15 protein-coding genes are annotated in these 13,479 nt (G+C 33.5%); 3 read left to right on the top strand and 12 right to left on the bottom strand.

From position 1 onward, the window contains the following. Positions 1 to 2 precede the first annotated feature (2 nt). A complete protein-coding gene (locus K7G76_RS03410; protein WP_223032798.1) occupies positions 3 to 1,073 on the bottom strand; it encodes a hypothetical protein in 1,071 nt (356 codons plus the stop codon). Between the two features lie 147 nt (positions 1,074 to 1,220). Here K7G76_RS03410 and K7G76_RS03405 point away from each other — a divergent pair, with 147 nt between their 5' ends. The 3 genes from K7G76_RS03405 to K7G76_RS03395 are packed head-to-tail and all read left to right on the top strand — an operon-like array spanning position 1,221 to position 5,197. After that, the gene (locus tag K7G76_RS03405; RefSeq protein WP_223032797.1) at positions 1,221 to 1,745 is read left to right on the top strand and encodes an RNA polymerase sigma factor; all 525 of its coding nucleotides are present in this window, start codon (positions 1,221 to 1,223) and stop codon (positions 1,743 to 1,745) included. A gap of 49 nt (positions 1,746 to 1,794) precedes the next feature. Further along, positions 1,795 to 2,706 (top strand): FecR family protein, encoded by a 912-nt coding sequence (locus tag K7G76_RS03400; protein WP_223032796.1) that lies wholly within the window; start codon positions 1,795 to 1,797, stop codon positions 2,704 to 2,706. Next, entirely contained in the window at positions 2,690 to 5,197 is a 2,508-nt protein-coding gene (locus K7G76_RS03395) for a carboxypeptidase-like regulatory domain-containing protein (RefSeq protein WP_223032795.1), read from the top strand. The genes K7G76_RS03400 and K7G76_RS03395 overlap by 17 nt, the downstream gene beginning before the upstream one ends. Before the next feature lie 8 nt (positions 5,198 to 5,205). Here the strand turns inward: K7G76_RS03395 and K7G76_RS03390 are convergent, their stop codons facing one another. From K7G76_RS03390 to K7G76_RS03340, 11 genes are all read right to left on the bottom strand, one after another. Next, positions 5,206 to 5,805 (bottom strand): peroxiredoxin-like family protein, encoded by a 600-nt coding sequence (locus K7G76_RS03390; RefSeq protein ID WP_223032794.1) that lies wholly within the window; start codon positions 5,803 to 5,805, stop codon positions 5,206 to 5,208. Between the two features lie 54 nt (positions 5,806 to 5,859). Then, entirely contained in the window at positions 5,860 to 6,273 is a 414-nt protein-coding gene (locus K7G76_RS03385) for a YeeE/YedE family protein (protein WP_223032793.1), read from the bottom strand. Positions 6,274 to 6,276: 3 nt separating this feature from the next. After that, complete coding sequence (locus K7G76_RS03380) at positions 6,277 to 6,834, bottom strand: YeeE/YedE family protein (RefSeq protein ID WP_223032792.1); 558 nt, start codon at positions 6,832 to 6,834, stop codon at positions 6,277 to 6,279. 99 nt (positions 6,835 to 6,933) lie between these two features. Further along, positions 6,934 to 7,527: a TPMT family class I SAM-dependent methyltransferase gene (locus K7G76_RS03375; protein WP_255572911.1), complete on the bottom strand. Its 594-nt coding sequence runs from the start codon at positions 7,525 to 7,527 to the stop codon at positions 6,934 to 6,936. Further along, complete coding sequence (trxA, locus tag K7G76_RS03370; RefSeq protein WP_223032791.1) at positions 7,520 to 7,816, bottom strand: thioredoxin; 297 nt, start codon at positions 7,814 to 7,816, stop codon at positions 7,520 to 7,522. The genes K7G76_RS03375 and trxA overlap by 8 nt, the downstream gene beginning before the upstream one ends. Beyond that, positions 7,813 to 8,814: a Tll0287-like domain-containing protein gene (locus K7G76_RS03365; protein WP_223032790.1), complete on the bottom strand. Its 1,002-nt coding sequence runs from the start codon at positions 8,812 to 8,814 to the stop codon at positions 7,813 to 7,815. Before K7G76_RS03365 ends, trxA begins: the two co-directional genes overlap by 4 nt. Beyond that, the gene (locus K7G76_RS03360) at positions 8,804 to 9,082 is read right to left on the bottom strand and encodes a heavy-metal-associated domain-containing protein (protein ID WP_223032789.1); all 279 of its coding nucleotides are present in this window, start codon (positions 9,080 to 9,082) and stop codon (positions 8,804 to 8,806) included. The genes K7G76_RS03365 and K7G76_RS03360 overlap by 11 nt, the downstream gene beginning before the upstream one ends. 114 nt (positions 9,083 to 9,196) lie before the next feature. Then, entirely contained in the window at positions 9,197 to 10,609 is a 1,413-nt protein-coding gene (locus K7G76_RS03355) for an MBL fold metallo-hydrolase (protein WP_223032788.1), read from the bottom strand. Between the two features lie 67 nt (positions 10,610 to 10,676). Continuing rightward, a complete protein-coding gene (locus tag K7G76_RS03350) occupies positions 10,677 to 11,480 on the bottom strand; it encodes a sulfite exporter TauE/SafE family protein (protein ID WP_223032787.1) in 804 nt (267 codons plus the stop codon). Between the two features lie 80 nt (positions 11,481 to 11,560). Continuing rightward, positions 11,561 to 12,187 (bottom strand): Crp/Fnr family transcriptional regulator, encoded by a 627-nt coding sequence (locus tag K7G76_RS03345; protein ID WP_223032786.1) that lies wholly within the window; start codon positions 12,185 to 12,187, stop codon positions 11,561 to 11,563. Further along, complete coding sequence (locus K7G76_RS03340) at positions 12,184 to 13,440, bottom strand: cation:proton antiporter (protein WP_223032785.1); 1,257 nt, start codon at positions 13,438 to 13,440, stop codon at positions 12,184 to 12,186. The genes K7G76_RS03345 and K7G76_RS03340 overlap by 4 nt, the downstream gene beginning before the upstream one ends. Between the last annotated feature and the right edge of the window lie 39 nt (positions 13,441 to 13,479).

Here is a 13,479-nt window from a genome sequence, read left to right as displayed (position 1 = left end):
TTTTAGTTACAAGTACTTTCATAGCGAAGACGATCATCGTCCCCTACTCTAAAATCGACTTTTGTTTCTCCGGTATTTTGTTGTATTTCATGCAGGTTCCAATTATTGTTGCAATACGGCAAATCTGGTATATCTATTTCAACAACAATATTATTGCCTGTGCCAGAAGTAGACCAAGTTCCATAATCTGTATTACTGCCATATTCTACCACAATAGATCCATCTGTAAAGAAGTTAAAAATGTAACCATCATAAAAATCGTCATAATCATTACCAAATCGTTCCAACTTATCTACAATCCAATTTGGACAGTCAGTTAAAATCGATTCCAATTGCGAAGGCGTACAATTGTCACAATCGTCATCATTGAAATCGTAATCATCGTCCTCATCGCATGAGTTGGCAAAGTTCTGTATGGTCAATTCCAATTCATTCTGGCTATTGACAATTAATTGGGTATCATCATAAAGGATTACCGTTATTGGAAAATTTAGACTAACTATATCGCTTGATTCTATTTCATCTAAAAAACTATATAGCTCACTATCATCATTAAAGTATATCGTATCAATTAATTCATTATTTACGTTAAAAACAGAAGCGCTTATTGGATAAATAAAGTCTATACACTCAATATCGTCATCACTTTCATTTTCTCCATTACAAGTATTGGCAAAACCCAATAATTCTGTATAGCTGGCAATTGAAACTTCTGTAAAATCGTCTAATATTATTGTTATAGGGTAGCTAATCACAATGGTATCGGTGTCATCATCAAGTTCATCAAAAATGCTTTCAATGGTGTTATAATCGTCAATGGTATTTATAGTAACTTGTATACCATTAGCCGTAACCGAAACAGGTAGCTGTATGGTAAAACAATTCGCATAGTCAATAATATTATCTATAGAACCATCATTAGAAGCCGTCCACTTCATGAGGTTCGCTATTACAGAATTTGGCTGAATAGTCTCATCGGTTGGCGCTTCAATATATTCTGTCTCTTCAGTTCTACAACCAAATAAGATTAAGGTTGTTAATACAAATAGGTGTAGTAATTTTAATTGTTTCATTGTATTATGTTTCGCTTTCTAATACTAAAACAACTCACTTTAAAAAAGTCCTGAAAAAAAGATGATTTTTTTTAGAACTTTCAAACTCCAACTATAAAATGTCTCTTTTACACTTTAATTTATATATTTAGTAATCAAAAAATCACCTTGAAGAAAGATTTACAAGAAAACATTTGCGATGAAACGGTCTTCAAACACGTTTACAATAAATATGTTAAAGACCTTACCAATTTTTTATATTATAAATATGGAAATCAATACAATCCCCACGATAAAGCTCAAGATGCCTTTATTCAATTATGGAATAATTGTAAAAAAGTTTCATTAGACAAAACCAAATCGTTCCTTTTTAAGGTTGCCAACAATTTAATGCTTAATGAAATTAAGCATCAAAAAGTGGTTTTAAAGTACCAAAAAGCTCACCGTGTTAAAGAAGATTATGAAACACCCGAGTTTATTTTAGAACAAGATGAATATTTTGAATGTTACAAAAAAGCTCTTGAAAAATTAAGTGAAGAACAACGTGTCGCATTTCTACTCAACAAAGTTGAAGGCAAAAAACATATTGAAATAGCTGAAATGTTAGGCGTTACAAAAAAGGTTGTAGAATATAGAATTTACAGTGCTTTTAAAATTTTAAAATCTGAATTGAAAAATTTTTCTATTAAATAATCAGGACTTTTTAAAAGTGTGTTGTTATATAATAAAGATAATGTATTAGATGGAAGAAGATTACTTATTAAAAAAGTGGTTAAATAACGAATTAACTGATGAAGAGAAAGAGATTTTTCAGAATCAGGAGGACTTTGCCTTTAATCAACAGATTATTGATAGTGCTAAAAAATTCAAAGCTTCAGACCATGTTACCATAGCTGATTTTGAGGATTTTAAACATCAATACAAAAAGCAAGCAGCCAACAAATCAAAAGCATCATGGTACAAGCCATTTTTACGTATTGCTGCTGTTCTTGTTGTTGGTTTAGGTATTTATTTCTCTTTTATTTTAAACCAAACAACCAACATAGACACCCAAATTGGAGAAAGCACTACCGTTATGCTTCCAGACAATTCTAAAGTAACGCTAAATGCCTTATCATCCCTAACTTTCAAAGAAAAAAATTGGGAGGAGAATAGAACATTAAACCTTGAGGGCGAGGCTTTTTTTAAAGTAGCAAAAGGGAAAAAGTTTGATGTGGTAACGAGTTCAGGTACTGTTACCGTAGTTGGAACAGAATTTAATGTAAAAAATAGAGCACATTATTTCGAGGTACAATGTTTTGAAGGAATTGTACAAGTAAAATCAGATACGCTAAGCAAAAGACTTATTGCGGGAAACACTTTTAAAATATACAAGAATCAATTTAGCCAAAGCAATGTAAGCCAGGAAAGTCCTAATTGGCTTCGTAACAAAAGTAGTTTTGAAAATATCGCATTTCAAGATGTAATTGAAGAATTAGAACGCCAATACGAGATTACCATTAAAACCAATAACATAGATTTAAACCGACTGTTTACTGGTACCTTTATTCACCATGATTTAGAAAACGCCCTTATATCTATCACAAAACCCATGAATCTATTATATAAGTTTAGTACTAACAATAGTGTTCTTATATATGAGGCAAGCAACTAAAATTACTTGGTTAATCTGCCTTTTCTTTTGCAATTCATTACAGCTATTTGCTCAAGATAAAAAACCATTAGCTACTATTTTAAAAGACATTGAAAACAGGTACAATGTTCAATTCAACTATGCTCCAGACAATATTAATAATGTTTTTATTGAGTCTCCCAGCATAGAATTTACCATTGACGAAACCTTAATGTATTTAGAAAAAGAAACCGACTTAAAAGCAAATCTATCTGAAAACGGTATAATAATCCTAACCAAAACCACCTACAAATCCATTTGTGGCTACATCAAAAATTATGAAGATAGGACACCTATAGAGTATGTTTCCATTCAGGTTGATAATTATGGCACTGTAACAGATAAAAGTGGCTTTTTTGAGCTTGGGATTACCAATTCCGATAGCACTATCATCATCCGTTCTTTAGGTTTTATAACTTTAGAATTAAAGGTCAAAGAATTTCAAAACGCTAGTTGTAAAAACATTTTCCTAAAACCAGAGATTCAATCGTTGTCTGAAGTGTATTTAACAAACTACATTACAAACGGTATAACAAAAACCAAATCGGCTTCTTATGAAATAGATTTTTCAAAGTTTGACATTCTACCAGGATTAATTGATACTGATGTTTTACAATCCGTCCAAGCCTTTCCTGGTGTTTTAAGTGTGGACGAAACGGTTTCAAACATTAATATAAGGGGTGGATCTAATGACCAAAACTTAATACTATGGGATGGCATAAAAATGTATCAATCAGGTCATTTTTTCGGACTAATATCTTTATACAATCCGCAAATTACAAATGATGTTGTACTTATAAAAAATGGCACCAATGCACAATATACAGATGGTGTATCTGGTACAATAATAATGAATACGAGCAACCAACTCAACAAAAAAACAAATTGGAGTGTGGGGTTTAATTTAATTGACTTTAACGGGTATCTAGACTTGAAAATAAGCGACAAATCTTCTCTTGAAATAGCAGCCAGAAAATCACTGAACGATTTAACAACAACACCTACGTTTAATAGATATTTCGAAAGAATCACTCAAAATCCCGGATTTGAAAATAATACATCGGAAATAACAAACTCAAATGAGGATTTTGACTTTTATGACTTTTCTTTAAGATGGCTATACGAAATCAGTGAAAAAGACAAGTTAAGAGTTAATTTTATTAATGCATCCAACAAGCTTGTTTTTGATGAAAGCACAGTTATAAATAACATTCAACGCTCTCGTGAAAGCAAGTTAACACAAAATAGTATAGCTGGATCAATATTTTATAACCGCGCATGGAATGAGCGATTTAATACAACTTTTGAGTTTTATGAATCAGATTATAAATTAGAAGCTACAAACTCAAACATACTAGAAGACCAAAGGTTTTTGCAAGAGAACCAAATTTCAGAATCCAGCATTAAATTATTTGGAGATTATACCATTAACAACAACTTAAAACTCCAATTGGGCTATCATTTTGTTGAAACCGAGATAACCAATCTTGATGATGTAGACGTACCGCGATACAGGCTGTTAGTTTCAGAAGTCTTAAGAACTAATGGTGTTTTTTCCGAGATGACCTACAATAGCAACAGTAAAAGAACACGTCTAAATTTAGGTATCCGCTATAATTATATAGGGGAATTTAACACGAACCTTTTTGAACCTCGTTTAAGTTTCACCCATAAATTCTGGCAAAACTTTTCAATAGAAATCTTAGGGGAATTTAAAAACCAAAATACATCTCAAATAATAAACCTACAAAATGATTTTTTAGGTGTTGAAAAAAGACGTTGGCAATTATCTAACAATTCCAATATCCCTATTATTAAAAGTAAACAGGCTTCTTTTGGTATTAACTATTCCAAAAACAATTTTTTAATTAGTTCGGAATTCTACTACAAAACAATTAGAGGCATAACCACTCAAAGCCAAGGATTCATTAATCAATATCAAGAACTTAAATCTAGTGGCGAAAATAATGTCTATGGAATTGACTTTCTTTTTAGAAAGTCTTTCACGAATTATAATCTTTGGGTAAGTTACTCTTATATGAGCAATAAGTATTCGTTTGATTCTATTAGTTCTTATCAATTTCCTAGCAACTATGATATTACAAACACTATTACTTTTGGTTCTTCATATACAAAAAAGAACTTCAAATTCTCACTAGGTGTTAATTGGCATTCCGGAAAACCTTATACCAAACCTGTAGAAGGCAATGAAATAGTAAACAACACTATAAATTACCAGCCCATAAACTCCTCACGTTTAGAATCCTATTTTAGAGTTGATGCATCTGCCTTATACAGTGTTAACATTAGTAACAAAGTTAAAGGCGTATTTGGGGCGTCGTTATGGAATATTTTTGGAAATGAAAATGTATTAAACACCTACTATGCAATAAGAAATGATGATATTGTTGAAATCAACGAATTGTCGCTAAACTTTACACCAAACTTATCAGCTCGATTTATTTTTAATTGATTAAGAATCTAAATCTTATCTTTTAGCACCTTTAAGTTTGCCAAAAGTATCTCCTCACTAATTCTTGTAGAATAATTGGGATTGATGTATTCAAAATAAATCTTCCCCTTTTTATCCACAATTAAAACGGTTGGTACAGGCAAAATATCTGTCACCTCTTTTTTAGTTTTCTTTGCAATATACCCTTTTGCCTTTTCAGGTGTTTTAAAACCAATACCTACAGCCTGAATTAACTCTGCATTAATATCAGCATATAATTGATATTGCACTTCTTCTTTTTCAGCAGTTGGGTTTAACATCTCAAAGTGGTCTGGACTAATGGCAATTATTTGATAGCCTAATTCAATAACTTGAGATTCAACTTCAGCCAACCCTCCTAATTGCTGATTGCAATATGGGCACCAACCACCACGATAAAATACTACTACAGATGGCTTTTGTTTCAAAACATATTGTAAACTTACTTCAACACCATCAGCACCTAAAAGCCTCGCATCCGGCAATTGCTCACCTATAAGAAGTGGGCTAATATCTTCGGCTTGTTCTGGAACTTGGGCAAATAAAGTAAATGATAAAAATAGAGTGAACAATAGAGATAAAGACTTCATAAATATAATTTTCTAGAATAAGTCTGTTGTTTGTTCGACTCCTTACAAAATTATTTAGTGCGGTAATTTATCTTTTAAAATTCCGTAAACATAAGTGCCTAAAATTGCAGCCAATACAACGACTACCATAGAAACATATCCTGCACCAACAAGCGTATACATAGGTCCAGGACATGCACCAGCTAAAGCCCAACCTAGCCCAAAAAGTATACCCCCTATTAAATATCTATAGAAACTTTTTTCTTTGGCTTCAAAGTGAATATTATTCTTATAAAACGATTTGATTTTAAAACGCTTTATAGAATACGTCATTAAAACCCCTAAAATTAATGCCGCACCAATAATGCCATACATATGAAATGCTTGAAACTGAAACATCTCATAAATTCGAAACCACGAAGCAGCTTCTGACTTAAACATGGTAATTCCAAACAAAATACCAATTGCTAAATATATTAGTGTTTTCATACTTTAAAAAATTAAGGGAAATAAAAAATGAACCATAACCAGACCTCCAATAAAAAACCCAACGACAGCAATCAATGAGGGCAACTGTAAATTACTCAGCCCAGAAATAGCATGTCCCGAAGTACAACCTCCTGCATATCGCGCCCCAAAACCAACTAAAAATCCACCAATAATTAAAATCGCTAAAGATTTAAAATCGCTTAAAGCTGAAACACCAAATAATTCAGTAGGCAAATACGTTTTACCTGCACTTTCAAAACCCAATTCTTGCAGGTTAGAAACCGTGCTTTCACTAATTAACACAGCTTCATTTGGAGTTAGAAAATTTGAAGCAATAAATCCGCCTATTACGGCTCCTAACACCACTACCAAATTCCAACGTTGTGATTTCCAGTCAAAATTGAAGAATTCATTTTTATTCCCAGCACCTAGAATGCTACACATCGTTCTTAAATTTGAAGACATCCCAAATCGTTTTTCAACCATAATCAGTAAAAACATAATTAAGGCAATCATAGGGCCCGAAACGTACCAAGGCCATGGTTGTGATATAAAATCCATATTTATTTTTTGTAAATAAAAGTTACGTAAATGCCCGCAAGGTATGAATAGTTCTCAAATAACTTACTTAATAAAGGAATTTTAAACCGTAAAGCGGGTCTATTTTTTAGTGAATTTAATAAAGAGTTCTCTACCATCTCTACTACCAATAGAATTGTAACACGCCTCCATTATTTCCAACTCAAAAAAAGGTTTAAAATAATTTATGTACTCTGGTTTTGAGCCTCCAAATGGTGGATGGTCATTATTCAATTTATCATTGAATAATAAACCAACCAACTTTCCATTAGCATTTAAAAGCTGATGCATTTTGTTGGCATATTCTTGACGCAAATTGGGGTTAATAGCACAAAAAAAGGTCTGTTCTAAAATTAAGTCGAATGTGTAATGTAACTCAAAAAAATCGCCATGTATCAATTGTGATTTTGGAAAGTCAGGGACTCTATTTGTTATGTTGTTCAAGGCAGTTTTAGACCAATCTACCACAGTTACATTCTTAAAACCATTATACCATAAATATTCAGCTTCGTAGGCATTTCCTGCACCTGGTATTAAAATTTTTTGATCTTTATTTTTTAGTTGATCGGCGTAGGCTTTAAGCGGAGTAGATATGCCACCAATATCCCAACCTGTTTCGTTGTTTTGATAACGATTATCCCAAAATGATTCAGATAAATCAATGCTTTCAGGCATAAGATTGTATTAAGTTAATTAAGTCATTTTTTTGAACCACACCGGACTGTCTCCACAATTGTTTTCCATTTTTATATAAAATAAACGTTGGCACACCACGAACCTGTAGCTGTGCTGCTAAAGCCTGGTTCTTATCAACGTCAATCTTAATCACACTTGCCTTATCTCCCAAAACATCTTTAACCTCTTTTAAAATAGGACTCATCGTTTTGCAAGGCCCACACCATTCGGCAAAAAAATCAACCAAAACAGGTTTATCCTTATTTATTATACTTGAAAAATTACTCATATTCCTTCTTTATTAAATGAAATACTCCACATTCCGCGAACTTGGTTTTCATCATATCCAATAGCCTTATCGTCAGGATACAAACGCTTAATTGTATTGTAAACATTACTGTCAATATTTTTACCATGACATTGTAAACACATGGTATTCGTCGTAATTGGATAGAAAAAGTTAACAGATTTAGAACCATTTTCTATTATTGGCTTCGGCTCTTCATTACTTCGTATTGCTTTTTCAAACCGCCTTAAGTAATATCGCTCTTTAGAATTTGCTGCGTTTTCAGGATTTCTAGGCTTGTCAGACACGCGCTTTATAGCTGCATTATAAACAACTGCCATACTATCGGTAATAGGATACGCCTTTTCACTACAAAACTCGACAGCCTCAAGAGTTCCTTTCTTCTGAATGGTTCCCATTAGGTTTTTACCGAGTTCGGCTTTTGTTGCAAGGGCGTATTTCATTCCTATTTCTTCATATGAAAGATCAGTTTCTTCATTTGAAGCTTGTTGCTGCCCTTTCATCTTGCCCATACCTTTACCTTGTCCTTTACCATGCTCTTGCTTAACATGTTCTTCAAACCATTCAGGTTGTTCGATATCAAAATCATAAATATAGTCTGCAATCAATGTAATGGTAGCTTCTGGGTAAACAGCTTTGGGCATAACACCAAAACGCCTTACAGCACCTGGCATTTTAGAATCTTCGGCATTAGGGTTTTTCATGAATTCTTGAATACTTTTTATAAACTCCTTTTTTGAAATCCCTTCGGTTAAATAATGCTGCTTAACAGCAATCATTGGTGGTGCTATACGACTGTCATGACTTGCTGTTGGACTATGGCACACATAACAATTGACTTCCATTAATTTTTTCCCTGGATGCTCTTCCTGATTTTCTAAAGTTGTCGCATTGGTGTATCCACTTTCTTGATTAGAATTATTTTTACAACTCCAAAACGATATAATTGCAATTAAAACAAGGGCTATTTTACTTTTCATGATTTGATAATTTTCCAGTTGCACAACTTACATACGATTTTGCTTTGGTTACTATAGTATTAGCTTCTGTTTCTTCAGGATAACCAAGAGTCTTTAGCTTTTGCTTTACTTCCATAACCAAACTGTCGGAATCACAATTAAAAATCACTTCATCATTATCAACCTCAACAGTTACATCACTCACGCCTTTTAATTCAGAGATTTTAGTTTGAATTGTATACGCACAGCCACCACATTTTAAGTTTTGAATTTTTACGATATATTGCATGATACTATAATTTAGGCATAAAATTAAAAAAAGCTATTCAATACTACTGTAACATTAGATACCAAAAAAAGAGCAACTTTCGTTACTCTTTTTTTTTGAATACATATAAACCAACTATTTTAAAGTAGATGGACAAACATAATCTGTTACTGGAATACCGGCTTTTTTAATTGCACCAAAGCCACCGGCAACATCAATTAAATTATGAATGCCTCTGCTCTTTAAAATAGAAGCTGCTATTACACTACGATAACCACCTGCACAATACAAGTAGAAAGTTTCGTTTTCAGGGAATTCACTTAAATAATCATTTAAAAAATCTAAAGGTGTTAAGTGGGCATCTTTAACATGAGCACTAATAAATTCACCTTCTTTTCTAACATCAAATACCGGAACAGTATCATTTTCCAGTGCATCTTTAAATGTTTCAGCCGATATAGAAGATAAGGTATCATAATCTTTAGAAGCTGCTTTCCAAGATTCAAAACCACCTTCTAGATAACCCAATGTATTATCAAACCCTACACGCGATAACCGTGTAACAGTTTCTTCTTCTCTCCCTTTAGGAGTTACCAATAAAATAGGCTGTTTTACATCTGCAATTAGCGCACCAACCCAAGGCGCAAACCCTCCATCAATTCCAATAAAAATAGATCTTGGGATATGACCCTTAACAAAATCGTTTTGGTGTCGAACATCTAAAATAATAGCTTCAGTTTCGTTAGCTGCTGCTTCAAAAGCATCTGGAGATAAAGCTTGGGTTCCTCTTTTTAAAACCACATCAATATCATCATAGCCTTCTTTATTCATTTTAACGTTTAAAGGAAAATATTTAGGTGGCGCTTGTAAGCCGTCAGTTACCTCTTTTATAAATTCGTCTTGTGTCATGTTGGCTCTTAAAGCATAATTCATTTGTTTCTGGTTACCAAGCGTATCAACCGTTTCTTTCATCATATTTTTACCACAAGCGGAACCTGCACCATGCGCAGGATAAACAATAACATCGTCTGCCAAGGGCATAATTTTCGAACGTAAGCTATCATATAATAAGCCAGCCAATTGTTCTTGTGTCATATCAGCAGCCTTTTGAGCCAAATCAGGACGACCAACATCACCTAAAAACAACGTATCACCACTAAAAATCGCATGGTCTTTACCGTTTTCATCTCGTAACAAATAGGTTGTACTCTCCATGGTATGCCCAGGAGTATGTAAGGCTATAATCGTAATATCACCCAATTTAAATGCTTCATTATCTTTTGCTATATAAGCATCGAAACTCGGGTTTGCAGTTGGCCCATAAATAATTGTTGCCCCAGTTTCTTTAGCTAAAGTTACATGCCCACTGACAAAATCGGCATGAAAATGGGTTTCAAAAATATACTTTATGGTAGCGTTATCTTTTGTTGCTCGATCTATATAGGGTTTAACTTCACGAAGTGGATCGATTATAGCCACTTCTCCTTTACTTTCAATATAGTAAGCCCCTTGTGCTAAACACCCTGTATATATCTGTTCTATTTTCATAATCTTAATTTTAATTTTACAAATTTAAGCTTTATAGTCAAACCTCACAGTAACTCTTGTTACAATTCTATTTCACGAAAAACTCCATATAAAAAATGAAGATGGCCATTATAAAAATAAAATAACCAAATCCCTTTTTTAGTTTACGCCCATCAATAAAATTACCTAAATAACTTCCTACAAAGATACCGATTAATGAAATACCCGTAAAAGTTAAAAGAAAGGCCCAATCTATCCCCATGGTCATGGCATCTCCCAGAAAAAACCCCAGTAACGATTTAAAAGCAATAATAATTAGGGATGTTCCAACGGCAACTTTCATTTCTACATTTGCTAATATTACCAAAGCCGGTATAATCAAAAAACCACCACCAGCACCTATAAAACCTGTTATGGCACCTACAACCAATCCCTCAAGAAGTATTAAAGGGTAATTATAAGTAACTTCTTGATCTACTTGGCTTTCCGGTCGCTTCCTTAACATTGAAAATGCCGCAGGAATCATTAGAATAGCAAATAATCCAAACATGCCCATTCGGCGGGTAAACTCAAAATCATTAAAAACAAAAAGTACTTCTGGAAGGGCTGGCACGACATAATACCTAACCAATGTCACACCAACTATTGCAGGTAGTCCAAATACAAAAGCGGTTCGCCAATCTACATAGCCTTTAAAATGCTGTTTCAAACCTCCAATAAGGGCACTAAAACCCACCACAAATAACGAATAGGCTGTGGCAACTTTTTCGTTAACCATAAAAAGATAGGCCAAAACAGGAACAGCCAATATAGATCCGCCGCCACCTATTAATCCGAGAGAAACACCAATAATCAGTGCACTTATGTAACCTAATATTTCCAGTATTTCCATCAACTATTTTTTTGAAACATGTCAGCAAAGGTACTAAATGCCGATTTGACCTTAAGTAACAACTGTTACAAGCACTAGCCTTACTTAAGAACAATATGATTTCTATGTAATTCTACTTTCCCCAAGTTCTCTAACTTTTTAAGTAATCTGGAAATAACCACGCGTGAAGTATGCAATTCATAAGCTATTTCCTGATGTGTGCTGTTTATGATGTTGTCATTTGAAATACGTACTTTTTCATTAAGATACTTCAATAAACGCTCATCCATTTTAAGAAAGGCTATACTGTCAATAGTTTCCAAAAGTTCATTAAGCCTGTTATGATAACTCTCAAACACAAAATTGCGCCAACTCTTGTATTTAGCTGACCATTCTTCCATTTTTTCAATAGGAATCATGATGAGTTTAGCATCTGTTTCAGCAATAGCCCGTATTTCACTTTTTGTTTGTCCTAAACAACAGGTTAAAGTCATGGCGCAAGTTTCGCCCTTTTCAAGAAAGTACAGCAACAATTCATCACCATCACTATCTTCGCGCAAAACTTTTATAGCTCCTGATATTAGTAAAGGCATAGATCTAACGTACTGACCAATCTCTATCATCCTGTAGCCTTCTGATATTTCTTTAAAAGTACCTACCTGATTAATCTCATTTAAAAGTTCTTTTTCAAAAAGATGCGAATAATTTTGAGTGAGTTCTTGAATCATATTTGTTTATGTTCTGTTAATGAATATCGTTTTACTAATTTTCCTAATGTTAAACCTTGGACCAATATGGAGAATACGACTATAAAATAGGTAATTACCAAAAACAAATCCCGTTGCATATCTATTGTCAATCCTAAAGCTAAAGCAATTGAAATACCACCTCGTAATCCGCCCCAAGTCATCATTAAATTAGTTTTAGGGGCAAAATTTAAACGCTTTTCAAAAAAGCGCACAGGAAACAACAATGACAAATAACGGCAAATCAACACCAAAGGAATAGCTATCAAACCTGCAGATATATAATTGGTTTCAAAAGTTAAAACTAGAATTTCCATACCTATTAACACAAATAAAATAGTGTTCAATAAAATATCTATTAACTCCCAAAATTTGTCAACATAACTCTCGGTAATGTGCGACATAGCACTACTTCTTACCGTATCATTACCAATTAAAAGCCCAGCTGTAACCATAGCCAATGGTGCCGATAAATGATAAGTTTGCGCAATAACAGTACCACCCATAACAGCCGCTAGTGTTATGATGACTTCAATATCATAATCGTCAATAGATTTCATTAATCTGTAAGTAATCCACCCAATGACCAAGCCTAGTGAGATACCTCCTATGACTTCAACCGCAAATAATTCAAAAATTTCAGACACTTCTATTTCTCCATTTCCTATTTGAGCAATTTTAAAAATGGTTAAGAACACCACAACGCCTACGCCATCATTAAATAGTGATTCGCCAACAATTTTTGCCTCCAATTGTTTTGGAGCTCCTACATTTTTTAGGATTCCCAAGACAGCAATTGGATCGGTAGGTGAGATGAGCGCGCCAAAAAGCAAGCAATAAATAAGTTCAACGTCTAACCCCAATATTGGTAGTATAAAATACATACCATAACCTACAAGAAAGGTCGACACTAAAACACCCAATGTTGCAAATACTAATACGGGCCATCTTTGTACACGTAATTGCTCAAAATTGGTATGCAAGGCGCCTGCAAAAAGCATAAAACTTAACATAATATCCAGTAATACTTCCTTGAAATCAATTTGGGTGATTATATATTTTTCGGCCTCGAGCAAAGTTGTATCGTAATAACTTAATGCGAATACTACCATAGTAAAAACAATGGTTATCAACATTAAACCAATGGTATTGGGAAGCTTTAGGAATCGTACATTTACGTAACCAAAAAGTGCTGATAAAACAACGAGTATTGTAATAATGTGAAAGTAATCCATGAAGTCCGTTTATTAGCTATGCAATATACCATTTTTCAC

The sequence above is a fragment of the Hanstruepera marina genome (assembly GCF_019880635.1).
Lineage (GTDB): Bacteria > Bacteroidota > Bacteroidia > Flavobacteriales > Flavobacteriaceae > Hanstruepera > Hanstruepera marina.
The sequence above is the reverse complement of the archived record's forward strand: the minus strand, read 5'-3'. Positions and strand labels throughout refer to the sequence as shown.